At 39.4% G+C, this 26,680-nt stretch carries 17 protein-coding genes and 2 tRNA genes; 4 read left to right on the plus strand and 15 right to left on the minus strand.

Going from position 1 to position 26,680, the window contains the following annotated elements:
• The 4 genes from Q0983_RS04655 to Q0983_RS04670 all read right to left on the minus strand — a co-directional run.
• Window positions 1-749: hypothetical protein (locus tag Q0983_RS04655; protein WP_299549495.1), on the minus strand; the 749-nt coding region annotated here is incomplete at its 3' end.
• 972 nt (window positions 750-1,721) lie between these two features.
• Window positions 1,722-3,557 carry a trypsin-like peptidase domain-containing protein gene (locus Q0983_RS04660; RefSeq protein ID WP_299549498.1) on the minus strand — a complete coding sequence of 612 codons (1,836 nt, stop codon included), beginning with the start codon at window positions 3,555-3,557 and terminating at the stop codon, window positions 1,722-1,724.
• A gap of 490 nt (window positions 3,558-4,047) precedes the next feature.
• Window positions 4,048-4,494 (minus strand): helix-turn-helix transcriptional regulator, encoded by a 447-nt coding sequence (locus tag Q0983_RS04665; RefSeq protein WP_299549501.1) that lies wholly within the window; start codon window positions 4,492-4,494, stop codon window positions 4,048-4,050.
• Between the two features lie 563 nt (window positions 4,495-5,057).
• Window positions 5,058-8,417: a ThuA domain-containing protein gene (locus Q0983_RS04670; protein WP_299549503.1), complete on the minus strand. Its 3,360-nt coding sequence runs from the start codon at window positions 8,415-8,417 to the stop codon at window positions 5,058-5,060.
• Window positions 8,418-8,789: 372 nt separating this feature from the next.
• Between Q0983_RS04670 and Q0983_RS04675 the strand changes: the two genes are divergently transcribed.
• Window positions 8,790-10,454 (plus strand): ribulokinase, encoded by a 1,665-nt coding sequence (locus tag Q0983_RS04675; RefSeq protein ID WP_299549505.1) that lies wholly within the window; start codon window positions 8,790-8,792, stop codon window positions 10,452-10,454.
• Window positions 10,455-11,162, plus strand: coding sequence for an L-ribulose-5-phosphate 4-epimerase AraD (araD, locus tag Q0983_RS04680; RefSeq protein WP_299549879.1), 708 nt, complete (start codon window positions 10,455-10,457; stop codon window positions 11,160-11,162). It abuts the gene before it with no gap.
• A gap of 36 nt (window positions 11,163-11,198) precedes the next feature.
• Here araD and Q0983_RS04685 read toward each other — a convergent pair whose 3' ends face one another.
• The 11 genes from Q0983_RS04685 to Q0983_RS04735 form a co-directional block, all read right to left on the minus strand.
• Complete coding sequence (locus Q0983_RS04685) at window positions 11,199-11,951, minus strand: glucose 1-dehydrogenase (RefSeq protein ID WP_299549508.1); 753 nt, start codon at window positions 11,949-11,951, stop codon at window positions 11,199-11,201.
• A gap of 230 nt (window positions 11,952-12,181) precedes the next feature.
• Window positions 12,182-13,570: a ThuA domain-containing protein gene (locus Q0983_RS04690; RefSeq protein WP_299549511.1), complete on the minus strand. Its 1,389-nt coding sequence runs from the start codon at window positions 13,568-13,570 to the stop codon at window positions 12,182-12,184.
• 25 nt (window positions 13,571-13,595) lie between these two features.
• Window positions 13,596-14,408, minus strand: coding sequence for a TIM barrel protein (locus Q0983_RS04695; RefSeq protein ID WP_299549514.1), 813 nt, complete (start codon window positions 14,406-14,408; stop codon window positions 13,596-13,598).
• A 3-nt stretch (window positions 14,409-14,411) separates the two neighbouring features.
• Window positions 14,412-15,212 (minus strand): alpha/beta fold hydrolase, encoded by an 801-nt coding sequence (locus Q0983_RS04700; RefSeq protein ID WP_299549517.1) that lies wholly within the window; start codon window positions 15,210-15,212, stop codon window positions 14,412-14,414.
• The gene (locus Q0983_RS04705) at window positions 15,209-16,108 is read right to left on the minus strand and encodes a sugar phosphate isomerase/epimerase family protein (RefSeq protein WP_299549520.1); all 900 of its coding nucleotides are present in this window, start codon (window positions 16,106-16,108) and stop codon (window positions 15,209-15,211) included. The genes Q0983_RS04700 and Q0983_RS04705 overlap by 4 nt, the downstream gene beginning before the upstream one ends.
• Window positions 16,109-16,115: 7 nt before the next feature.
• Window positions 16,116-16,961 carry a sugar phosphate isomerase/epimerase family protein gene (locus tag Q0983_RS04710; RefSeq protein WP_299549522.1) on the minus strand — a complete coding sequence of 282 codons (846 nt, stop codon included), beginning with the start codon at window positions 16,959-16,961 and terminating at the stop codon, window positions 16,116-16,118.
• 48 nt (window positions 16,962-17,009) lie between these two features.
• Entirely contained in the window at window positions 17,010-18,236 is a 1,227-nt protein-coding gene (locus Q0983_RS04715) for an MFS transporter (RefSeq protein ID WP_299549525.1), read from the minus strand.
• 125 nt (window positions 18,237-18,361) lie between these two features.
• Complete coding sequence (locus Q0983_RS04720) at window positions 18,362-21,460, minus strand: DUF6797 domain-containing protein (RefSeq protein ID WP_299549528.1); 3,099 nt, start codon at window positions 21,458-21,460, stop codon at window positions 18,362-18,364.
• Window positions 21,461-22,063: 603 nt separating this feature from the next.
• Window positions 22,064-22,141, minus strand: a tRNA-Pro gene (locus tag Q0983_RS04725).
• A 219-nt stretch (window positions 22,142-22,360) separates the two neighbouring features.
• Window positions 22,361-22,444 (minus strand) — tRNA-Ser (locus Q0983_RS04730).
• 96 nt (window positions 22,445-22,540) lie between these two features.
• Window positions 22,541-24,589, minus strand: coding sequence for an HDIG domain-containing metalloprotein (locus Q0983_RS04735; RefSeq protein ID WP_299549533.1), 2,049 nt, complete (start codon window positions 24,587-24,589; stop codon window positions 22,541-22,543).
• Window positions 24,590-24,727: 138 nt separating this feature from the next.
• Between Q0983_RS04735 and Q0983_RS04740 the strand changes: the two genes are divergently transcribed.
• Together Q0983_RS04740 and Q0983_RS04745 are read left to right on the plus strand one after the other, a co-directional pair.
• Window positions 24,728-25,906: an acetyl-CoA C-acyltransferase gene (locus Q0983_RS04740; RefSeq protein ID WP_299549536.1), complete on the plus strand. Its 1,179-nt coding sequence runs from the start codon at window positions 24,728-24,730 to the stop codon at window positions 25,904-25,906.
• Between the two features lie 9 nt (window positions 25,907-25,915).
• Window positions 25,916-26,665: a C40 family peptidase gene (locus Q0983_RS04745; RefSeq protein WP_299549539.1), complete on the plus strand. Its 750-nt coding sequence runs from the start codon at window positions 25,916-25,918 to the stop codon at window positions 26,663-26,665.
• Window positions 26,666-26,680 lie beyond the last annotated feature (15 nt).

Below are 26,680 nucleotides of genomic sequence, written 5' to 3' on the forward strand. Positions count from 1 at the left end.
TTAAATGTAGTAACAATATCGCTTGCTTTTTCAAAACGATCAAACTTACCCACGGTTGCCTTGATGTTTCCGCTTACTTCCAGTTTTTCCGTGGGATTATTAGTACCAATACCCACTTCTCCGTCACTGGTAATGTGCATGCTGTTTTGGTGGGTACCCGAATTATTGGTAATAAATTTAAGCGCACCACCGGCGGTCCAATTTCCTAAAATAAGGTCCTTGTTATGAGCAGCATCAGAACTAAAAAGTCCAGCCCCATCTGCTCCGAAGATAGCCCGGGTATCAAAAGTGTTATTGATTACAATATAAGCACCGCCACCATTCCCATTTGATTTATTTCTTCGAAAATGTGTTATGTCAGGATAGTTTTCGGTTACCATATTTCTTATAGTCGACTGACCATTTACCTCAAGGCCTCGGGTATATACCCCCCCCAAAGCTCTCAGTTTGAAATTCATATCAATACGATTATTCGGGACAATGGAAATATCCGGTGTTTTCCAACCACGATCGTGAAACACAAAATCTACGATAGGCCCAACATTTCGCCTGGACAATGCAATTTTATAAGTTTGGGTATCATTACCAAGGTAAAGATCTGCAGCATTGTCACTTGCATCGCTGTTTACTACCAATATATCTTCCCTAAATTCTTTCCTTGCTTGTCCATAAAGGCTCAAGGTCATGCCCGTCACAAAAAGGACCGTAAGTAGATAAGAAAAATTCACTTGTCTTTTTTTTGTTTTCATAATGATGTATATTTTTAATAATTAGTTCATTTTATCCTATTAAATGTCACAGCGATACCAGCTTCCAATAATTCGTTAAGCATTGATAAAAAGGCATTTCAAAATTCTTTAAAACCCTGATACCAAAACGGAAGAAGCCTTGCCCAAAACAGAAAAAAAACATCGCAAAACGGCAACCTTTGTTCTTGCACTGCAGGAGTCCCTTAACTTAACAACACATTCCTGCCTTTCCCGGTAACTATTAGTACCTAATGACCGGTTGCAGGAATAACCCGTACCCGTACCGGCACACCCCATGCCATGATGCCGCCATTGCAAATTCTAAAAATTAACCGGGGTCTCGGGTGTACTGAATTAAGGTGAGTACGATATAAAAATTATTGATTTTTAGATGGTTAGATCAAAAACACCCCTAAAGTCCGCTCAAGGGGACAATCCTGTCAAGAGGGATTGCTCACTTGAAATTAGCGAAATCAAAGTACATCTTGGATTGAAGTTAGAAAGCGAAGCTTTTGTTACGGAGGGTGTTTAAAAACTAAACTCTTTTAATTTTCTTATAATCCCTATTTTGATATGCATTTTCATCTGTTTAAATTTTATTGTTCCACACAGGCCAGACTAGCCTGCCTGCAGGCAGGCGTAATTACTCATATGGTTTTTACTTCAAATTAATGAATTCGTGAATCTATGATTTCGCCATTAAACATTTCGACAAGCTCAATGCAAGGCATTTTGGTGGGTATCCCGTTTGGTTATTATGGCTTATTTCTTAACTTAAAGTTATATCGAACTCAGGTTAAATGATCCCCTAAGAATACACCATGCCTTATTTTAAAATGCTGCAATATCGGTTTTGATGAACCATGGTCTATAAACCTTAGAAGTGTCATTTATGTACCATGTAGTTCCGTTCGGTAAGGCTCGCTCCAGTTTGTCTGCTCCCTCACAAACCGTAAGGGCAATAAAAACAACTTACTCTTTTAGTACTTTATATTGCTTTGTACCTCCTAAATATTGGAGCTCCAGAATATACATCCCCGCAGTCAGATTTTTATATTCATGGAGCTCTATGGTCTGTTTTCCCTTATCCAGTAAAAACTTCTCAACATATAATTGTATGCCACTTAGGTTGTATAAAACCACTTTTACCTCGGCCTTTCCGGGCATCTCTAGGGCCATGTTCAACACGTCTTTGAAAGGGTTGGGAAAAATGGCAACATCGCCATCTCCCTTAGTGGATAAATTGTCCTTCCCGGTTACCGTTTCGTCGGGAAGATTCTTTCCACAATTCTCAATACATTGAAGGTTGCAGGATGCATAAGTGTTTGGAGCAAATAGATCAACAGCCGAACGCAAACTTAGCTCTGCCGGCAATTTAACCTTACTACAGGACGCATTGGTTAACTTTAGTACCGCAACAACCTCGAGAACCTTACCGTCATAATCCCATAAATGAGGCCACTGTTTACTACCTTTGTACTTATAGCGGGCATAGGACAGGGCAGCAATGGGAAATTCGCTGGTCCGCGCCCCATAATCAATAGGCATCCATTGCCTTACAAAGGATGAACTTTTAAACGCAGCGTCCTTAACATGAAAGTAATCCGGCACGCCCCTGACCGTTTTATGTGAAGTACTGCGATCAATAAACGCATAATAAAGCAGTTTGTCCCCTTTATTATGAGCTTTGGTAGCATCATAGTTGTATATCCGCAGATCTGCCTTACCTCCGGGATTTACATTACCCAAAATACCGCCATGCGCTATGATATATCTTAAATTGTGGATGTTATCATAGAGCAGGTTTAATTTTTGTGAATAAAACTTTTTGGCTTTAGCTCCTGCCTGCACCACCATACAATTTAAACTGGCTCCGTCCAGCTGTGTATGTTTGCCATCTGGGTCCAGGTAAGGCCGAAGCTCAAGCCAAACATCTTTTAGTTTGGTATATGCTTGGTAAGAAGCTACTTTTCCCTGAAAACCTCCAGCCATCGAGAGTATGCCCACAACATTTCCCTGTTGATCAAATAATGGAGAACCACTACTTCCTTCGCCAACACACCCGGTAGCATAAATAGCTTCCCACATGACAACTTTTTCTTTACCAGGTATCGTAATTTCAAGATCTTTAACGTGATCAATTTTTAAAAATTGAGGCCTTGGAATTTGAGGTCTTGGGGGCGTATAAGTATCTCCAAAGTGAATCCCGTTATCAGGGGTCACATTTTGGGAGACATCCCAGCCAGCCAAGTAAGCATCCAAGTTATCACCTGCCACTTTAAATTTAAGCAGGGCAATGTCTGTTTTCCTGGAATTATAAACAACTTCAGCCTCCACAAAATCATTAAACAATCCACATGAACCTGGATCACTACAGTTTACTAAAAATCCAGCTTTCAAAACATTTTTTTGAAAGTCAAATGCGTCAATAATATGGCTGGCTGTTAAAACATACAAGGTACCGTCCTGTTGGGAATTATTGACCAATACGCCGGAACCTGTAATTTGGGTATAATTACTGGTTTTACTAAAACCTACTAGTATTACAGCACTTTTAAGATATTCTTCCAGGTTTGCCGGGGTAATGGACTTGTACTTGGCATCATTTACTACTTTGTGCAAAAAAAGTGGGCATTCTTTTGGTAATGCTTGTGCCTGAAGTGCCATGGTACTTAATAAAAGTGATACGCATACGCCAAGTATAAAAACAAACTTCCTGCTTCTATAATGTTTAGTACTTGCAATAATATAACTTAAAAAACTATGGCTAAGTTCGTTAAAAGGTAGTGTTGAAAAAGTTGGTTTCATATTTTTAACTTTTAATATATCTTTTTTTAATAAAAACAGTGGTTCATTCCAAAGTACCGGTTAATTTTTTATTGTGGCTATCTCCATATTCTTAAAACCACCAAATATTTCCACTCAAAATTCTGTCAAATTTTAATAATGAAACGGAAAGAAAACTGTACAAAACAGAAAAAAAGCGTTGTAAAATGGCAAGAGCTATTCTTATCATGGGCAAACCTAACCGGCCCTTAATATGCCTGGTATTGGTTAGCTGTATATAAATTAAAGGGGCCATAAATTAAAGACTTCATGTATGCCTTAAACAAACCATGATACCCCAATCAAAGATTGTAATTTGATAAACTAGACAGACACATGGGTATAGGCATTTTAGCCATCCGGAAACGTTACGGACGCCTTGTTTTAAAAACCGATTAAACGGAAGTTAAACCACATGAAAATATTAGGCTTTGAAATGCTATAAGGTTGTCCCTTCCTTTATTTCACGAAATCAGTTTTCAAGAAACCTTATGGGTAATTTTAAGTAATTTGACGGGCGTATTCCAAAATGTTTTTCAAAAAGTCGGGTAAAATGCCCTGTGCTTTTATATCCCACCTGATAAGCCACTTCAGAAACACAATTGCAACTACCCGAATCTAAAAGTTCAAAGGCCATATCAAGCCTGATTTCCCGAAAATATTGAATGGGTGATAACCCGGTTATCTTTCTAATTTTGTAACGAAGGCTGCGGTCACAAATGGCCATTTCGTAGGCCAAATCGGTAATTTTATAATCTGTACCACTACGTATGTTTTCCTTCAGTTTTTGCTTAATTTCATTAATCCAAACCAAATCGTGTGGTGTTATACCGTCTATGTTTTTCTCATTTGGATGATGTCTGGATATGTTTTCATTTGTATTCATAATGAAAACATTGCTGCTACTTAGTTCTTCCATAATTCTTTTTTTGTCAAACTATGAGAGATTTCTAAAATATCAACAAGATGTAAAATATAACATCTATAGCAATCAGAATTTTTAGTAAAAATATATATTATTTTACATAATTAATAAATAAAAATGGTATACAATAAAGTAGACAAAATGCCTTATGCTTTATTTGACTATAGTAATAGTGCGCATATCAAATTGAAATTGCAATTATGCTATTGTATTCGGAGATCAAATCTTAATAAGGCATCAAGGTAGCGAAACAAATGGTAATTGTGAGGGTAACCAAAATAGGTCTCCTTTCATTTGACATGAAAGCGAATCTTTTGGTTTCAACAAAATAAAAAATTATTGATTTTCTTAAAATTAGTCATTCCTGATATCGCTGGGTACCTTTTTATCAGGGTGGCAGGATTACCACCCTTTACTGATAATCCTTTAATACTAAAAGCAATCCTGAAGATTTCTACCTGTAATGGATTTTTGTTTCTAAACCTTATGACGTCGAAGTGATGAGGCAGGATTACCTCCCTGCGGTCCGTAATCCTGTTTGATTTTGGAGAAACGCGTCAATAGTTCAAAACAATGCTTCCTAAATTTGTAATTTCCCCATCTTTGGTATTTTCATTCTTAAAAACCAAAAACAAATCAATGTGCTCACCTGTAGGACTCACTTTAATCAATTGTTTTTTAAACATCTCTTCTTCACCGTAAAATTTAATTTTGCTAGACCCAATGATTTTTCCCGTAGGATTATTTTCCCTAACTTCCAATACACCTTCATAAAAAATCTCAGCTTCATAATAGGCTGAAATGGTAATACTTTTTAGCCCTTTAGCATTGACATTTTCAAAGCCTACATAACCATCGTGCACTATTGGACCTAATATTTCCAAATCGTCCATATCCCAGATTTCAATGCCCTCACTAATATGCTCTGCGTCTTCTACTGATACTGTGGCGGGCTCAAATCTTACTTGATTACTATTGGATAATGCAGCGTTGGGCAATTTATCAATGCCTTCATCTATGTAAGAGGCCATCAAAATATAAGTGCCGTCATTTAAATTGTTCAAATGATCCTTAAACTCCAGCGTTCCAGATAAAGGGAGAAGCAATGGTTTCTTTTGCGCATCCATATCCAAAGAAAGGATATAATCTACGATCATTCCGGTTTGATCAATTTCCAATTGCGGGTGTGCAGACATTAAGGATGCTCCCCAGACCCCTGATCCGCCCTTTTGAATCCTGCTAATGAGATAGTCCCGGTCTTCTTTAGAATATTTTTTGGCTATCTCCTCATAGCTGGGACCGTTAATTTTTTTACTAAGGGCATGACAAGCCCTGCAATCAGAACCATCCATTATTACTTTACCTTCGGGCACCGTGTTTTGCTGATGCCCTACCGAAGCGGCTATCAAATCTTCCCCTTCCGGAATGTAACTAAATGTGACCTTAACCTTATCGGCACTAATAGTTCCATCTTCCGTACTCCCATCCTGTGCGTCGCTAACCTTTACCCTATAATCCACTTTTTTTGTGCTACCGTAAATATAATCTTCAGGTTGGATTTCTATGGCTATTTGTGGCTGATCGTTCCCTGCTAAAATTTTAGTCTTTGCCACCGAAGTATTGCCCACCGCATCGGTCACTTCCAATTGCACCTGATAGATACCCGGCTCTGAAAATGTTAAAACAGCTTCTTTTTCATGCGATTTAATTTCTGGGTCATTTAAAACGGACCACTTGTATTGCAATTTGTCACCATCATAATCTATTGAAGTGGCTCCCGAGAAATTAACCGTTAGGGGAACCGCACCAATTTCCTTATCGGACACAATTCTGGCAACAGGTTCTAAATTACCTGATATATAAGATATTTTACTAAGGCGTGCATCTAGATTTCTTGCATACCATATTTGCCCATACTCCAGCATATAAAGGTTGCCATCCGAACCAAATATCATATCCATGGGATGTGAAAATTTGGTATTGGGCATAAAGGCATAGGCTTTTTCGTAATTTTGATTTTCATCCAAGGATACCACATACACCCAATCGCGCATCCATTCGTATACAAAAAGTTTATTTTCAAAAAATTCAGGGAAAACACCCGAATCTGCATTTTGAAAATCCGATTTATGAAATACCGGGCCAGCCATAGGGTTTACCCCGCCTTCTCCAACCCATGGGAATTTTTGTGAACGCTCATACCCGTACCAAATCATGGATTCCTGGACTTCAGGAAGATTCTGAATACCAGAGTTGTTAGGCGAATCGTTTATAATCCCATTTGGATCAAATTTGTTAAGATATCCCTGCTTGGCAAAATCATAATCGTTATAGGCCTGATTGTTTCCGCGTGTATAGGGCCAGCCCCAAAAACCTGCCTTTCTCGCTTGATTGAACTCCCCCATCCCCTTTGGGCCCCTAGTGGGATCATCTTCGCCGGCATCCGGTCCAATATCGCCCCAGTATAGATATCCGGTCTGAGCGTCTAAGGAGAACCTAAAAGGGTTTCTACACCCCATTATATAAATCTCAGGCCGTGTTCTTGGCGTTCCAGGCGGAAAAAGATTGCCCTCAGGAATGGAATAAGTACCATCATCTTCCGGTTTTATCCGAAGTATTTTTCCTCTGAGGTCATTCGTATTTGCCGCAGATTTTTGAGCATCCCATAATGCCCTACCGGTACGTTCATCAATGGGTGCGTATCCATCAGACTCAAACGGGTTCGTATTATCTCCTGTAGCAATATAGAGGTTCCCTTGGCGATCAAAATCCAGAGAGCCTCCGCTATGACAGCATTCGCGGATGGTTGGTATTTCAAGTAGTATTTTTTCGGAAGCCAAATCCAAAATTCCCGCTTTCAAGCTAAACCTGGAAATATGCTGCTTACTTTGGTCTCCCAAGGGAGAATAGAATAAGTATATCCAATTATTGGAGTCATAATCTGGATCAAGGGCCAATCCCAACAACCCATCCTCATGGCCCGCAAATACCGGTAGTTCTCCAATTATTTTTGTAGTCTCTGATTGGAAATCGAATAATTTTAAAATCCCCTTTCTTTCAATGAACAAAATTCCCTTACCAGGAATTTCTGCCATTTCCATGGGTTCATCCAGATTAAAGTCCAGAACCTTCTTAACGAATCTATTCTCTGAAGGTACGCTTTCAGATTTGGCCAACCTATAGTCAAGTTTACCATTACTCATGGCGTATTGTAAACCAGCCAATACATGCTTTAAAAAGCGATCATCTTTAAAAGTTTCTTCTGTGTGGCCCATTGCCGTATAAAATGACCTCCCGCCATCGTAATCATGGAACCAGGATATGGGGTGGTAGGCCCCATTTTCTCCCCCTTCATAAGAACTTTCATCAATTTCAATCAAAACGTTGATGTCCTTGTTGATATTTCTAAAATTATACCATTCATCTTCCCTGGACCAGGGATTATCCAAATGGGCTGTAGCAGGATGACTTTGATCCACAATCGGAAGTTTTGCCATTTGAATCTCAGGGTGATTCTTAAATTGGGCACCAACCAATTTCGTAAACCACGGCCAATCATGTTCTGTATCTGTAGCTGCATGAATACCAACAAACCCACCGCCTGCTTGAATATAGCGTTCAAAATCAGCCTGTTGTACATCATCTAATACATCTCCTGAAGTATTTAAAAACACGACAACATCGTATGTCTTCAAGGAATCTTCAATGATAACGGCGGCATCTTCGGAAGTAACCACTTTGAAACCATTTTCCAGTCCCATCTTATGTATGGCAGCTATGCCAGCTTCAATAGATCCATGTCTAAAACCTGCCGTTTTACTAAAGACTAATACTTTCTTTTGATTGGTATCACATGAACACATGATAACACCTATACAAAAAACCAAAACATACTTTAAATTATCCAATATCCTCATATACGTATTTCTTTTAATAGCTTTCTTTTTTATTAGTTTAATAAAATTACAGCCTTTGCTTATCCAAAGGTTTAAGCAATATTAAGACTGAAGGAATCTGCTTTGATGCTCTTGAGGATTCATTCGTATTAAACAGTAATCCACACTTCATCGCTTTATTGCCACCTTAACAACAGCCTTGATGCCAATTTGCCATGCACAAATCCCGGCCTTCTTTTTGAGAATGTAATTACCAAAATAATAGATTTATCAACCTTTTATAGGGGCCTTCCATGCTTACAATAATCCTTAAATGAACAAAGATAAATATCTTTTGCAACTTTCTTACTAAATATTAGAAACTAATGATTAAATGTTATAACTTTGACTTCTATGGAAGCGCAATATGTTATAGGCTTAGATTTTGGTACGGATTCGGTTAGGTCCCTACTTGTTGACACGAACTCCGGAAAAAGTTTGGGTAGCGCCGTTCACTGGTACCAAAGATGGAAACAAGGACTTTACTGTAACCCTTCCAAAAATCAATACAGACAACATACCCTTGATCATATGGAGGGCATGGAAAAGGTAATCAAGCAAGTTATTGAGGACACTGGGGTTAGCCCAGGAGCCATTAAGGGTATCTGCGTAGATACCACGGGCTCATCGCCACAGGCCATTGATAATCACGGCACACCACTTTGCCTAAAAGCGGAATTTGCGGAAAACCCCAATGCCATGATGGTTTTATGGAAGGACCATACAGCCATAAAGGAAGCCGAAGAAATTAATCGGGTAGTTAAATCCCTCAATTGTAACTATTTAAAATTCGTAGGCGGCATCTATAGTTCTGAATGGTTTTGGGCAAAAATTCTGCATATTTCCAGAATTGACGAAAGCATTAAGAAGGCAGCCTTTACTTGGATGGAACATTGTGATCTGATGACCTATTTACTGGTTGGAAGTCCACCACTTTCAAAATTTAAATATAGCCGTTGTGCTGCCGGTCATAAGGCCTTATGGCATTTGGACTGGGGCGGACTGCCCCAAAATGTCTTTCTCAATACTTTGGACCCATATCTGGCAGAAATAAAGAATAATCTGTATAACCATACCTTTACTTCCGATGAAGTTGCCGGTAATCTATGTGAGGGATGGGCTGATAAATTGGGATTGAGCACAGATACTATAGTTGCTGTTGGAACCTTTGATGCCCATGCAGGAGCTGTAGGTGCTGCGGTAAAAGAAAACTGTTTGGTTCGGGTTATGGGCACCTCAACCTGCGATATTGCCGTGTGCAAAAAAGAAGTTATTGGTAAAAAAGCTATAAGAGGAATTTGTGGCCAGGTAGATGGATCCGTTATCCCAGGAATGATCGGACTTGAGGCCGGCCAATCTGCCTTTGGCGATTTACTGGCATGGTTTAAGAATATGTTGGTAGCCCCAACAAAAGCGATTATTGAAACAAGCGATGTTCTTAATAGCTCCCAGAAAGAAAATTTGCTCATCGCACTAGAGAAGGATCTTATAGGAACACTTTCTCAGCATGCAGCACTGCTACCAGTAAAGGAGACGGCGGTAGTTGCGTTAGACTGGATTAATGGACGTAGGACGCCAGATGCTAATCAGGGATTAAAGTCAGCGATAATGAATTTGAGTCTGGGAAGCGAGGCATCTCATATTTTTAAAGCACTGGTTGAAGCCATATGCTTTGGTGCTAAGAAAATTATTGAACGGTTTCAGGAGGAAGGCATCGAAATCCATACCATTATTGGTATTGGAGGCGTTGCCGATAAATCGCCTTTCGTAATGCAAACCTTGGCCAATGTTTTGAACATGCCCATTAAGGTATCGGCTTCAAATCAAACACCAGCATTGGGTGCAGCCATGTATGCTTCCGTTGCAGCAGGCATTCACGAGACGGTGGAAAAAGCTATTGCGAATATGGGGCAGGGATTTAAGACTTCCTATATGCCGGAAAATGAAAAGGTCAAGGTTTATGAAAAATTATATAAGGACTATGAAATCTTGGCCGGTTTTGTAGAATCACACGTTTAAATTAAACACATGTTTAAGGAACTAAAAAAACAATGTCTCGAAGCCAACTTAATGTTGCCAAATCTTGGATTGGTCATTCAAACCTTTGGGAATGTTAGTATAGTAGACAGAAAAAAAAGGTGTTTTGCTATAAAGCCCAGTGGTGTGCCCTATGCTGATTTAAAAAAACAGGATATCGTCATTGTAGATTTTGATAATAGGGTTGTTGACGGCGCAATGAACCCATCCTCAGACACCAAGACCCATGCCTACCTTTATAAGCAATGGAAAAATATAGGGTCTATTGTCCATACACATTCTACTTATGCCGTAGCTTGGTCCCAGGCCCAAATGCCTATTCCAATACTTGGTACCACACATGCCGACCATCTTGTTACGGATATACCCTGTATTCCCCCTATGGACAATGAACTGATTAAGGGAGATTATGAATATAACACGGGGGTTCAGATCAAAGATTACTTTTCCTCAGAAAAACTTAACCCAAAAGAGGTACAAATGGTTCTAGTAGGGAACCACGGCCCATTTTCATGGGGCGAAAACTCAAAAAAAGCGGTTTACAATAGCCAAATTCTTGAAGAACTTGCTAAAATGGCCTACTTAACTTTACAAATAAACCCCATAGCTCCAAAATTAAAATCCACATTGATAGAAAAACATTATCAAAGAAAACATGGAGCCAACCCTTATTACGGGCAAAAAAAATAATTGCGGCCTCTGACTTAACGCATATTAAAATAACAACTATACCCCCGCCCCGCCATCAACAGGTATAGCGGCTCCGGTAATAAAATCAGCATCAGAAGAAGCTAGCCACATAATGGCCCCAACCACTTCGTTTACCCTGCCAAAGCGGCCTACCGGATGCATATTAATGGCATCCTTCATTCTAACAGGATCGCTAAAGGCCCTTTCGGCCATTGGCGTTTCTATAACAGCCGGACAAATGGCATTTACCCTTATATTTTTATCGGCGTACTCAAGCGCAATGGTTTTAGTCAATCCTATCACCCCAAATTTACTGGCATGATAGGCCACCCCTGCATCGCCGCCCCTTAGACCAGCTAATGATGAAATATTTATTATCCTTCCGCCTCCGTTTTGCATCATGGTCTGTAATTGATACTTTATACACAACCACACACCCTTCAAGTTAACATCCATTAACCGATCCCATACTTCTATGTCATAATCGGCCGCCTTTACCCTTGGCGTACCTTCTATGCCGGCATTATTTATTGCAATATCCAGACGTCCGTATCTGTTCAGTGTTTCGGCTATGGCGTGCTTTACGTTCCCTAAATCCGAAACATCAGTGGGTATAAAAATTGAGGTCCCTCCAGAGGCATGTATTTCCCCCATTAACTGGTTATTCTTTTCTTTATTTCTGGAAACCAGGGCCAATTTTGCACCCTTTTTGGCAAATGCCAAGGCAGCAGCCCTGCCAATTCCGGTACTGGTTCCAGTTATTAGTACAACCTTATTTTTTAAGTCCATATATTCTAAAAATTTGAATAATTATTCTTCTGGTTTTAATGGGGCCTGCACCATTTTAGGAATTATCAAAATCGATACTGGCGCAAAACCCACATATTAGACAACATGTAAAAAAACTAGCCTCTTGAAATTACAGCTACCTTAATCAATTTTGTATGCCTAACTTTAAGTTTAGCACATAATATATTAATTCGTTAATCCATTAGATTCCAAGGCTGTCCAAATGCTATTTATTTCATTGACGATATACTTCTGTTTAATTTTTCCCAATGATCATTGTCTAAAAATTCAAAAGCGGTTGGTTTATAATCACCAATGATACTAACATCTGCCTTTTCCGGAACTTCCATTTCCAAACTCCAAAATACCGCATTGACCAGCAGCCTTCTTGTACCTTCTGAAAGTAAATCTGTTGAGGCTCCAATAGTAGTTGCGAAAGCTTTCCCTTCAATACCCTCGGGGAGTTTGTAACTTTTTGTCCATGCTATTGGCATTAAAGGTTCGTTGGGGTTATAGGCTATTTCTTCATCTTCATCTTCATCTTCATCCTCTTCATCATCTTCTGCACTACTTTCACCAGCTGAGGCCAGTATTTCAAAATGCGTAGCAACGCCGTCAGTGATTTCCGCAAAAACCTCAGTCCCAACAGTCAATTCAGATAGGTCTCCTTCCACCACGGTATTATCATCCAACTTAAATTCCTTTTCACCGACCTTAAGAACACCAGAGACCTTGTTATAGCTAATAACCAAACCATCGGCCACATTTTCTTCTTCCTCTTCTTCTATCTCAATTAAGTTGGTTGTGGCTAGTCTGTAATCTGAACTACGCATCCCGAACAAGGGATCTTTAGGATCATAGGCACCTTCGCGCGTAATGGCCTGACCTAATACAATAGGTTTTGAGTCACCTGGAAGTGGTAATCTTACGCCATACACATCTGAAGGCCCCCAAATCTCACCATCTGCTATACCATTAAGAATAGGATGATTTTGTGCCTCCGGTGCTGCAATTCCTTTGGTACTTTGATGGCGGTGTACCCCATGATGGGAAATCCATTTCTCCCCAAGAACCAATCTTCCAAATCCACCTTTCCATGCCCCTTCTGTTTCGTAAAAATTCCCATAGTGTTTATAACTTGATGGGATTCCGCCGTCTTCAAAATTGAAGGCATGCGTTGCCGTTCTGATTCCAATAACTGGTTTCCCTGCCTTTAGATAGGAATCTATATGTCTCATTTGATCATCGGGTAAGGCACGAAATCGGGTAAATAAGACCATTAAATCCGCCGATTCCAGCTGACTCAATCCAGGTATATTATTTACATTATTGGGGTTCAGAATGCCAGGTTTTTGTGGATCTTGAGCAAAAAGCACTGTGCAATTAAAACCATGCTTCTCGGTCAATATCTTGGCCATCATTGGCAAAGCCTCTTCGGATCGGTATTCCTCATCCCCTGATACCAATACAATCTTAGGTTTGTTTTCCTCTCCCTCATAAGAAATCCATTGCTGCACACCTTCAATGGGCACATTACTATCAGTTTTGGCATTCGATGATTTTTCCTTGCAGCTACATACAAATACAAGGGCTATTAAAAAATAATTAGGCAATTTCATTTTAGTAATATTTAAGTTTTATATCTCATATTAAAGGTAATAGTTGTGATTTTACAAACTTCCCATCCAGCAGCGTTACGGCATCCGGCTCATGAATAGCGCGGTCACATTCATCTTCTAAAATAATCCATCCATTGTAATCGGTACGCACCAAATATTGTGTTATCGTTTTAAAATCAATGATTCCTTTTCCAGTTGGCGCCCAGCGACCATCTTGGTACATATCCTTAAAATGAACCAGATTTACCAAATCCCTGTATTTTTTAATAATGCTAAGAGGATCCATTCCGCCTTTGGCAATATGACCAACATCCGGGCAAAATCCAATATGATCACGGTTTAAGGCATTGATTATAATGTTATAATCCTGTTCTTCTCTACAAATGGATCCAGATGGTGAATTAGGATGAAATGAGCTATTTATTCCTCTATCATATGCACGTTGGGCAATAGCATTTAAACAAGAAATTAAATTATGTTGCCTATTTGCCAAATCGTTTCTATTTACTCCCGGCATTTGAACCAAAAGATAGATGGTGTCCGGAAAATGGCTAAGAAAGTCCATCCATTTTTCTGCTCTGCTCCACTCTTCTTTAGATTCTGTACTATAGCGCCAATCTTCAACATGGCAAAGCACTGACAACTCAAGATCATGCTTATCCAGAACGTCCTTCATTGCCAATGGGTCTTCCAAGCTACCAAAAAAACTGGTTTCGGGCTCTATACCCTGAAACCCTGCTTTAGAAGCTACCCCCATAATATGTTCCAATTTCCCTTTGTAAGACTCACCCGCCATTTGCCATGTATAGGTCTCACAGCCTATCTTTATTTTACCCATATGTTAGTCCTTAATTAAGAATTGTGTTGTAAGTTCATTAAATCTGTCCAAGTCTTCCCAATGGTGAACATGGCCTCCAGTGGGAAACGATTCGTAAATAGAATTTTCTATTCCCTTGTGAAGGATTCTAGAAAACTCCGGCGGCGTAAAAATATCCCGTTCTCCCACGGTAATTAACGTAGGAACCGCTATATGCTTTAGACGTGAAATCGTATCGTGATTAATACAAGCATCTAGCTGTCCTTCAAAACCCATCTGCGATTGGGCCTTAGGATTTTTTTCTGCAAAGTCCTGGCCTTGTTTTAGTGTTTCCAATGCCGTTTCATAAAAAGGCGGTGCAAAGATCCATAGTTGCAATAATTCCATGAAATCTCCAGGCTTACTTGTTACCCTTATCTTTTTTAAATTTTCATAGACCACCTTTGTATAGTTATTAAATCTTGGCCAAGTACTGATCAAAACCAGTTTCAGTACTCTTTCCGGGTAATGAAGTGCCAATTCTTGTGCAATGGCGCCCCCCATAGAAATCCCTGCCACTTTTGCATTAAATATGCCGGCATGATCCATTACGGCAATGGCATCATCTGCCATTGTTTTGGTGGAATAGGGTCCTTTAGGCTGATCTGATTCCCCTACGCCCCTATTATCGATTAAGATACACTTGAAATGCTTTTGATAGACCGCCACATGTTTTTCCCATGTATTGCCATCGGCGCCAAAACCCATTAACAGAACCAATGGTTCACCTGTTCCTCTAATCTGATAACAAATTTTTATTCCATTGGAATCGGCAAAATATTTCATCTGATAGTATTTATAACATTTTCAACAAATGGAATTGCTTTTCTGGCATCTTCCTCTGTAGTGGGGCAAAAACAGAAATCAAAACACCACCATTCTAAGGGTTCCACTTCTGCCTTCATGGCTTTGATAACTTTTGTAAAATCTATATTACCTGTACCAAAAGGCGCATGGGTACTCGTTTCTTCGTCATGTAGTGTACCATCGCTATCAATCAAGTGGAAATGACCAATATGATTTTTCACATTATTTGCAAGCGCAACCAAACCGTTCGGCAGAATTTCCTTAGAGCCACTTTGCCTTGCCCCAACCACGCTGCACATATAGGCATGGCTGGTATCAAAAAGTAGTTTGAAGTTGGGATGGTCTATAGCCTCAGTGATTTCTTTTATTTCGCTAGGTTTGTTCAACCAAAAACCTGGTTCGAATTCCCAAACTAATAAAACGCCCATTTTTTGACATAATTCTGCTGCAAGTCTCCAGGTATTTGCAAGCCTGTTAAATCGTTCCTGGTATGCATCCAAAGCCAAATACCCTGGCGCACTTACCGTATCAACCCGCAAGATTCTGATTCCCATATGGTTGCAGAACTTCAAGGATTTTTCTATTTCATGTAAGTACTGCGCAGCACTAACTTCCCTTGGAGGTACCGAGGTAAAATCTGGTGCATAACCGGAAATTCCTAGTCCATATCCCTCTATTTGCTTCAAAAGTTCTGTACATTTTGATTTTGTATCAAAGTCATCGGGATGTGGGTGTGGACGGAATCCGTTAATTTCAATACCATCGTACTGGGCCTTTGCAGCATATGATAAAAACTCTTTGAAGGACCAAGGGTTATTCTCGAATGGTCCAAATGAAAATGCCCAACTGCCTAATGAGAATTTTGGTTGCTTCATCTCCTAATTATTTTATGTCGTTCCATTTGGATCGAATTAATTTTAAGCCTTCTTTATAGATTTCCTCAGTTGGCGAATAATTCCGCCAAACGTTAATGGCGTTAGCAAAACGCGGGATTACAGTGCTAAAAGCCTCAATGGTGAGCCAACCTTGATAATTGACTTTCTTTAATCCTAGAAATACATCATCCCAATCTATCTGACCCTTACCTGGTGTACCGCGATCGCTTCCACTGATATGCACATGCTTCAAATCTTTTCCCAAAAGCGTTATAGCATCAGCGTGGCTTTTCTCTTCTATATTGCCATGATGCGTATCGTAAATTCCCCCTACAAACGGGTGGTTTATAGTTGCTAGTAGTTGTTTTAAATCGGATGCGGTATTGATCAAATAGCATTCAAAACGATTTAGTGCCTCCGGAGCAAGTATGACTTTAGCTTTTTGGGCATAGTCACCGGCCAAATACAACATTTCAGCACTCCACTTTTTTTCTTCTTCCAAAGGCGGCCTACCCTCAAAATGGGCAAAGGCAGAATGTATTGGACCACAAAGAACCTCCGCATTTAGGGCGTAAGCTCTATCGATTGCCCACTTGAGCCGATCCAACCCCTTTTGTCTTACCTCGGGATTTAAACTGGCTATATTGGCCTGAGCAGTCAGTGATGTAACACAGGTAACTCCTAATTGTAATTGCGCCAATTGATTTCCAATGGCCTTATAATGCGTCTCTGTACCTTCTCCTATGGGAATTTCAACACCATCAAAACCAGAATCTTTCAATGTTTCAAAAATTGAAACCTGATCCAAAGTCACATAATCTGTCCATAATAACATGTTCATTCCAATCTTCATGTATCTATTTGTTTTAGTTGTTTAACAAGGTTTTATTATAAACGGACATTAAATAACTTCTTCCGAATGTGATTTTATCTTCTTAACCCAAAAGAATAATATTAGGAACAGTATAATTAGGATACCTGGGAAGGAAATCATTTTTTGCAAGGTTGCCTGACCTGCAGCCAATTCCAACGCATCGCCACTTAACCCCATAGAGGCCGCCTTTTCACTAGCTTTATCGATCCAATTTCCTATGATAGGCTGAAAAATGGACGTAGAAAACATGCCAAAGGCTCCTACAATAGACATTCCAAATGCACCACTTAAAGGCACTTTTTCTGCTACAAGCCCTATCATATTAGGCCAAAAATAACAGACTCCAAGCGCAAAGAATATTGCCGCTACATAGGCCATTGGCCCAATAGAAATACTAAATAAAAATATACCGATAGTAGCCAAAACTGAAGATCCTAAAAGAACTCCCGTTTGGTCTAATTTGTGCACAAAATCACCGCCAAAATACCTGCCAATGGCCATCACACCAGTAATCAAGGCAAGAATAACCATGGGTTCGGCGCCACTTTTAGACAAAATCAACTGCGCCCATTGGGTTGGTCCAAATTCAGAAATGGCCGTCAATGTCATGCATAGACATATAAAAAGAAAAAGTGGCGACCTTATTGCCTTAAAATTTGTCTTCAAGGAACTAGTTTCTATATTTTTTGGCGAAGGAAAATTTTGACCATAAAAAAGATATGCATAAATAATGGTTGGTACCATTATAATCCAAATCTGTGCCTCCCAACCCAATTCCAGTTTGGCCATGAATAATGAAATTAAGCTCCCTAGTACAATACCGCCAGGAAACCACATATGAAACCTGTTCAGTAATGTATTCATTAATTTTCCTGAATAACTATCTGCAATCATTGGATTACAGGCGGCTTCAGTACAACCATTACCTATTCCAATAAACAGTGTTGATATCAGAAGACCAACATAGCCGCCAGAATAAATTGTTAAGAGCACACCCAGTGCGTGCGCGAAAAAGGCAAATATCATAATCTTTTTTGGGCCAATAGCGTTATAAAAAACACCTCCCAATACCATAGAAATTGGAAACCCCAAGAACCACATCTGATTTATGAAGCCCAATTGTCTGGCTGTTAAATCAAACGTTTCTCCTAATTGTGGGAGCACACCAGCTCTAATGCTGAATGAAAAGGCCGTAGTGATTAGTGCAAAACAACTTCCATAAAATAGCCTTTTATTATTATTATTTTCTTTCATATTACCTAAGTTATTGTTAGTTGTTATGCTTTGAATGGGTATTTAAAAAATACGTATACAAACTTACTATTTAATGTTTAGAAAGTATCTTCAAATATAGAAAAACTATACTATATTGCCAAACCCTAATCTGGCAGGGTATGTATGGTATTTTGGATCGTTCCCTCAAGTGCAAACCCTGCCTCAGTTTTTAACTTATATTTTATGGTCATTGCATCAACAGGCTTTATGTTATCTATAATCAATTCCACAGATTTATTATCGGGTAAAACCTTTGCACCCACCACCTTTAATTCTTTTTCGTTGTAACGGTCCGAACCATAGTCGCTAGTTCTTAAGAAATTCCAAGAGTTTACAGTGTAGTTGCTAATGTCTGCTGCTGATTTCAGGTCTAAGACTTCAGCAAAGACCAATCTCATTCCATCTTTAGTTGCATTAAGCTTAATAGGCATGGGAATCGGATTACCGGTATATCTTATGCGATAGAGATCCCCAGGGCGTTCATTACTGGAAGTGCTCCATGCCGACATACCACAGAGGTATAAATTTTCGTCATCAGGATGGAACCTACCGCGCATTACCCCGGTATAAAATCGGATACCTGGGATGTCTATCACACCTCCTTGCATTTGCCCTTTTACGTTTTCATGAAGCACCAACTGAATCTTTCCATAACCATACGAAAAACTTAATAGCCCACCATTCATTCCTTTCCACTTTTTACTATCCACCCATAATAGTTCTGAAGGCGAACGGTCAAATTCCATATCAACCCAAACCATTGGTTTCACCATGGCGGTTCTAGTGGTATCCTTAGGAGGGTTGTAACTCCACAAATTGCCATAAAAAGTATTACTGCCATTGGGATCGACCCAATTTATGCGGTTTGCAGGGTTCCAATACCCTTCTTGGTCCGTAACCAGAAAACTTCCATCCGGATTAATGCATACGCCATTAGCAGCTCTAAAACCATTGGCTATAATTTCAGACTTTTGACCATCTTTGCTAACCTTTATGAGTGTTCCATGTTGTGGAATCAAGGCCTCTCTGGCATGCCTTCCGCTTTTAGCATAATACAAATTACCGGCTTTATCAGATTGCAATCCCATGGCGAATTCATGGAAGTGATCAGTGACTTGGTGGTCATGATTGAAGCTTTCATAGAAATCTGTTTCCCCGTCCCCATTCAAATCTTGTAGTCGTACAATTTGATCTCTGCAACTAACATAAATGCTATCATTTATTACCTTGACTCCCAGCGGCTGAAACAATCCGGCAGCGATGCGCCTCCATTTAAGCAAGCTACCTTTGGTCAGCCCTTCCACGCTCAAAACATCCCCGTCTGTTGTGCATAATACGGCCTTATTACTGTCATTCATAAAATCTATTCCACTAAATTTCATTCTGCAATTCCATGGATTATCGAAAGGTGGTGTTAATTGATCAATTGCAAATAATTTATCCTCGGCTCCCTTGGTTATTGAGGTAGATAGTACCTCCGGGTAGTGGGCATTGCCCCCTTTGGTAAAGGGCACTAGATTTCTTGGCGGCCCGAATGCACTGACAACCTCATCAATTGCACCATTCTTGACATTCGCTATAAACAAGGTTAGTTTTTTAGTTCCGGACTTTGCCACTTTCAATACAACAAAACCATTCTCATTGACCAACGAGGCTCCCTTTCCGGTAACACGTACTTGTTTTGAATCTGAAGCCACACGTAACTTTAGAATGTCTTTTGAATCACTAATATTGAAGGTTCGAATAAATATGGTCTGACCACCCTTCTTAAGCATATCAAATTCTTCCAATATCTCGGTATCTCCAACGGAATAGGAAAAAACAATATGATCATTATAATGATACAATCCCTTGTAATTGGCCCATGATTTGGGTAATGGCCCAAATCTCCGTCCATCCCTAGCTTTATATCGGTTATCGTTGAATGAACCCGTTTTAGGATTTGCCCATCCAGGCCCCACCGGCGTTTCAAAATGAAGCTCACCCACGGTACGCGGGTAGGTCTCATGTTTGGCATTTAGCAATATGCCATTCCAATCTATGAAACCTTGACCTGTCCACCCGCCTGCGACCCGCATTAAATCATGATCAAAAATCATCCAAGTATTGCCCTTTGCCACGCCCCCATCGCCCTTGTCCAAACGTACGGCAATACCTTTGTATGCAAAATTGTTTTTAGTGTAATCCTCATCCTCATAGGGCACAGGTCCTGGGGAATGAAATCTTTCAGGACCATTTTTCTCATCAACTACCTCAATGGTATTCATAAAAAAGTTACCGTAATCCTGTTCCGCCCAAGGGCTACTTTCCACTTCTTCCGGACCGGTTGACGTTCCCATTGGCACCGATCGCAAGTAACCTTCAGTTACTTTAAAATATTCCCGTGGATTTAGTTTTTTTACATATTGCTCCCTAATATACGCGAGTACACCATATTTCTGTTTAGGCGTTAAACTTAACTGCGGCGGCATGGCACCATATCCTCTAGAAATTGTCTCATACATGGAATAGGGGTCGTTACCAGCCTTCAAAGCTTGTTGCCAGAACTTTGTTGCCGTAGGCAAGGAGCCTTCCATTTCGGGGGTTCCATGACAATTGATACAATTTGAATTGTATATTTTGGCTCCTGTAAAAAGCGCATCACCGTCCAAATTCCCTATGATACCTTGATGGTCTATACCTTGCTCTGTTTCGCTTAAATCCTTTGCTGAAAGGGTATAATTAATATTAGACCTATCTATATCAATGGGGGCATTGGATTGGCGTATAGCAGATATCGGAAGGGATTCTCCTTCCCAAAGTAAAGCCCCATTAAAATTTTCACCGCTAAATGCTCCATGCAATTCAATTCTATCATCTTCATCTTCTTCAGAAGACGCGTCACCTTCTTCAATAAATGTCGCATCTAATTGGTTGTCAACAAGTGATACTTCATTAAATTCGATAGTTTCCATTTCAAAAGAAACCAGCGAAACATGATACTGCGAATTGCGCTCCTTGATTTTTAGAACCCCCTCAAATTGACCACCTTCTTCCTCTTCAGGCAACTGAACCTGAAAGTCCCATGAACCTAACCGTTCATTGCGCTCACATCCCACTAATAACATTGAAAAAAATACAGCCAGCAAGGATTTATTCATTAAAATCAGCCCATAACGTTCCAGCTTCTTTAATCCGAATTTTTGTTTCAATTTTATGTCCATATCTATATAATCAAATCAGGAAAAAACAACAAGATATTGTTATTTAAGTTACTTTCTTATCGTATAAAAGTAAGTTAAACTTTTTGAAAAGCATAATATTTGTTATCAAATAAAATGCACAAAACCAAAAAGCACTGATACTCATACAATTAACAGCGTTTTGTTTTTACCGATTTCTCAGTTCGTCTGGATTGTAGGGGTACTTCCCTTAGAATAATCTTGGTTTGGAAATGTCGCTCAACAAAAGCGAACCCAACTATTGTCTACAATAAATCATTTGCTACAAGACCGTGTTACATGATGACGAAATCAGGATTACCTCCCTCCGGTCGGTGATCCTGGTCTGGGGATGTTGCTCAACAAAAGCGAACCAAGTTATACTTGGTTAATTTTTTATTTGCCAAACTATCCAAAAGCAAGCTTTAACGTTGAAGGAACGGTCAGGAGTACCTCCCTACGGTCGGTGATCCTGATGAAAGGGTGTTGCTCAACAAAAGCAAACCAAGTTATACTTGGTTAATTTTTTATTTGCCAAACTATCCAAAAGCAAGCTTTTGATATTGGCAAATAAAAAAGCCAAACACTAATGTGTTTGGCTTTTGTTGGTCGGGGTGGCAGGATTCGAACCTGCGACCTCCTGCTCCCAAAGCAGGCGCGATGACCGGGCTACGCTACACCCCGTAAACAGTTTTATCAAACTGTAAAACTACAATAAATAAAAACTCCAAATAACATACCACTTTAAGTAGCCCGCCCGGGTGGAGTTTATGCCGAGCTTAGTCGAGGTATTACACCCCGGACTGAGCATTAAGAAAATGTCCTGTGGACATTTTTAGTGAAAGGGCCAGCTGGCGGGCAGGCCTTATATTCACTTTGCTCAAAAAATTCAATAAAAAAATGCGGAGAGACCGGGATTCGAACCCGGGCAACACTTACGCGTTGACAGATTAGCAATCTGCTCCATTACCACTCTGGCACCTCTCCTATTTTCTTTAAGAACCTTAGCAATTAAAATTGCGGTTGCAAATGTAATTCATCCTTTGAAAGAACGCAACTATTTTAATTAATTTTTTACAAATTTTATTCGGGGTACTCTATACGTAAATGGTAAATATTTGCCAGTTTATGCTTGAGCACTTTTTTTATGGATTGAATCTCCTTAAAGGTAATATTAGCGTTCAGGAATTGACCTTCTTCAACTTGTTTATTAATGATGTTTTCAACAAAAGCATCTATTTTTGTTGACGTGGGTTCTTTCAAACTTTTTGAAGCAGCTTCTATACTGTCACACATCATTAAAATAGCGGTTTCCTTACTAAACGGTTTTGGTCCCGGATAACTAAAATCTTCCTTATCAACATCCTCAAAATCTTCCTTCTCCTTCATATAAAAATAATACACCACACTGGTTCCGTGATGCGTTCTGATAAAATCTATAACCCGGTCCGGAAGGTTATTTTTCCTCGCAATTTCAATACCATCAATAACATGGCTGACAATTATTTTTGCGCTTTCCTTTGAAGACAACTCATCATGCGGATTAATCCCGGTAGACTGATTCTCTGTAAAATAGGTAGGGTTCTTCATTTTACCAATATCGTGATATAAGGCGCCTACCCTAACCAACATGGCATTGGCTCCAATCTCGTTTGCAGAGGCCTCAGCCAAATTAGCCACATTCAATGAATGGTGAAAGGTTCCCGGAGCTTTATTCGATAATTCTTTAAGCAATTTGGAATTAGTATCCGATAACTCCAAAAGCGATACATCCGAAACCAGACCAAACAGCTTTTCATAGGCATAGATCAGTGGCTGAACAAACAATGTTGCCAACCCGCATAAAATAAACCAGATAAACGTTTCCCACTCCAAAGTTTTAATACTGCCTTCATGAATTACGAAAAAGGCAAAATAGGCGATGATATAAATAAGGGTGATCTGGCCTACCGAAATAAATAAATTGGCCCGTTTATATAATTCCGAAACCGTTAAAATAGTGACGATACCGGCAATGATCTGAAGAAACATATACTCGTAACTATTAGGCACAATAAACCCTAAAAGCAATACGGTTAAAACATGTGTAAAGAGTCCCAATCTGGCATCAAAAAAAGCTTTTAAAACCAAGGGTAACACACATATAGGAACTATATAAATGTATTTTGAATTATAGTTAACAACCAGCGTTGTTATAAAGATCAATAACAGGACATTAAAGAAAATAAAAGTAACCTTCGTATTATTTTCATAAACCTCACTCCTGTATTTTCTCAAAAACAACAGTAACATTAACATGGCTAATGCCACTAACAGTGCATAGGCAAATAATACCCAATTATAATTGGATTCATTCCAAACCTGGGATTCGTATTCTGATTGTAGCGACTTTAATTTTTGGTACTTATCACCCTCAACAACTTCGCCTTTTGAAACTATTAGCGTGCCCTTTGCCACACTACCGCGAGTATACGATATCTTGTCCAATTCCTCCTGAACCGCTTTATCGGTAAACGATTTATCAAAGGTTAAATTAGGTTCTACCAGGTCAAAAAACAGCGAAGTAAAATCAGCTTTATAACTAATTAAACCCTCCTTATTCAAAATCCTGTCAATAATGGACGATACCTCATTTTGTTCCACCAAATTTGAAAAGAAAGCATCCTGCTTTTTAGTTCGGTCTTCAAGAATAGCTACGGCTCGCTTTTCAGAAAAGCTGTAGGCTTCATTTAAAATTCCAAAAGCATATAATTCCTCTAAAACAGAATGTCCCGAGTTTTTTAACTTTTGTAATAGTTCTTTTTGGATAGAATCCGAAAATACTTTGTCAAACTGTACTTCAAACCCGGACGTTACTTTAGGCAGAACAGTTTTATCCACATTAAAATAAAGCACCGCATTTTCAGTTATTTCCTGCTTTTCGGTATTGATCTCATCCTCGGTCTTCTTAATGGCGAAATCAAAAGGGGCTAACAAGTTTTCAGATTGCCAGGGCTTTCCTTTTTCAAAATTGTATTTAAACTTTCCACTCTTTGGAAACAGATATACAATTAAAAATGTGGTGGTTATAAATAACAGGGCTTTATAAATCAGCGAGTGGTTTCTGTATAATTTATTTATAAAGTCTTTCAATCGTTCAAATTTTATTTATTAATGTCTGTTTCAAATGTAGTAAATTCTCGGGTTTTTAGTTTTTTATAATAATAGAATCGTTCTAAAATCTGTTAAAAATTGATTATTTTCGTTGCAAGTATTTCAAACGTTTAAAAAATGGGTAAAGACGTAGTTATTGTTTCTGCTGTAAGAACGCCTATAGGCAGTTTTTTAGGCGCTTTATCAACTATTCCTGCTCCTAGATTAGGAGCCGTTGCTATTAAAGCTGCACTAAGTAACATAAACTTAAAATCGGACATGGTTGAAGAAGTTTTAATGGGTAATGTGGTACAGGCAGGAACGGGCCAGGCCCCTGCAAGACAGGCTGCTATTTATGCAGGAATTCCCGATACGGTGCCTTGTACAACTGTTAATAAAGTTTGTGCCTCAGGAATGAAAACCGTTATGCAGGCAGCTCAGGCCATAGCTTTGGGTGATGCTGATATTATAGTTGCCGGAGGTATGGAAAACATGAGTTTGATCCCGCATTATTTATACGCCAGAACAGGAACAAAATTTGGCCCCGATACCTTAATTGATGGTATGCAAAAGGATGGTTTGGTAGATGCGTACGACCAAAATGCCATGGGGGTTTGTGCTGATGCCTGTGCCACTGAATATAATTTTTCAAGAGAGGACCAGGATGCATTTGCCATACAATCCTATAAAAGATCCGCTGATGCCTGGGCGCACGGAAAATTTGAAAATGAAGTAGTTCCTGTTGAAGTACCCCAGCGAAGAGGCGAACCCGTTATTGTGGATCAGGATGAAGAATTCAAAAACGTAAAAATAGAGAAGGTTCCAAACCTGCGTCCGGCTTTCACCAAAGACGGGACTGTGACTGCTGCCAATGCATCCACCATAAACGACGGTGCTGCCGCCATGGTTTTAATGAGTAAGGAAAAAGCAAAGGCATTGGGCCTAAAACCTTTAGCAACTATAAAAAGTTATGCCGACGCTGCTCATGAACCGGAATGGTTTACTACGGCACCGGCAAAAGCACTACCAAAAGCGTTGGATAAAGCAGGAATAACACTTGATGATGTAGATTTCTTTGAGTTCAACGAAGCTTTTTCCGTGGTGGGCTTAGCTAATATGAAACTTTTAGGGTTAAACGATTCTAATGTAAACGTCAATGGTGGTGCTGTATCTTTGGGGCACCCGCTGGGATGTTCCGGTGCCAGAATTATAGTCACGCTTTTAAATGTTTTAGAACAAAACGATGCCAAAATTGGGGCAGCGGCTATATGTAATGGCGGAGGTGGCGCTTCAGCAATAGTTTTAGAACGCAATTAAATCTAGTTAATGCAGTACGGAATTTGTAGTTTAAGTGTTGTCCCTTTAAGAAATGAACCTGCTGATACTAGTGAACTTGTTACTCAAGTGTTATACGGTGACTTTTTCAAAGTATTGGAGCAACGAAAGCACTGGAGTAGAATTCGAATAGCTTTTGATTCTTATGAAGGGTGGATTGACAATAAACAATATCTTGAAATTACTGAAGATAACTACAACACTTTACATAAAGAACCTCTTAAACTTTCATTTGATCTGGTTGAATTTATCCAGGATTCAAACGGGCAATTACATCCTATTTTAATAGGCTCTTCTCTTAATGGCCTGTCGCTTTTAAATCATTCTCACGACGGCAATATTATTGAAGGAACCATTGAAAAAGAACATATTGTTCAAACAGCATTTCTGTACTTAAATGCGCCCTATTTATGGGGAGGCAAAACACCTTTCGGAATTGATTGCTCGGGTTTTACGCAAATGGTTTATAAGTTAAATGGTCATAAATTACTTAGAGATGCTTCACAACAGGCCACACAGGGTGAAGCTTTAAGTTTTATTGAAGAAAGTGAACCAGGGGATCTGGCGTTTTTTGATAATAGCGAAGGGATCATTACACATGTAGGTATTATCATGAAGGACAATTACATCATTCATGCGCATGGCAAGGTTAGGATTGACAGGTTAGACCACTCCGGAATTTATAATGTTGATAAACGCATGCACACACATAAACTAAGGGTCATAAAAAAGATCATATAAACAAGAAAGCCGTTG

This window comes from Seonamhaeicola sp. (genome assembly GCF_028281565.1).
Taxonomy (GTDB): Bacteria; Bacteroidota; Bacteroidia; order Flavobacteriales; family Flavobacteriaceae; genus Seonamhaeicola.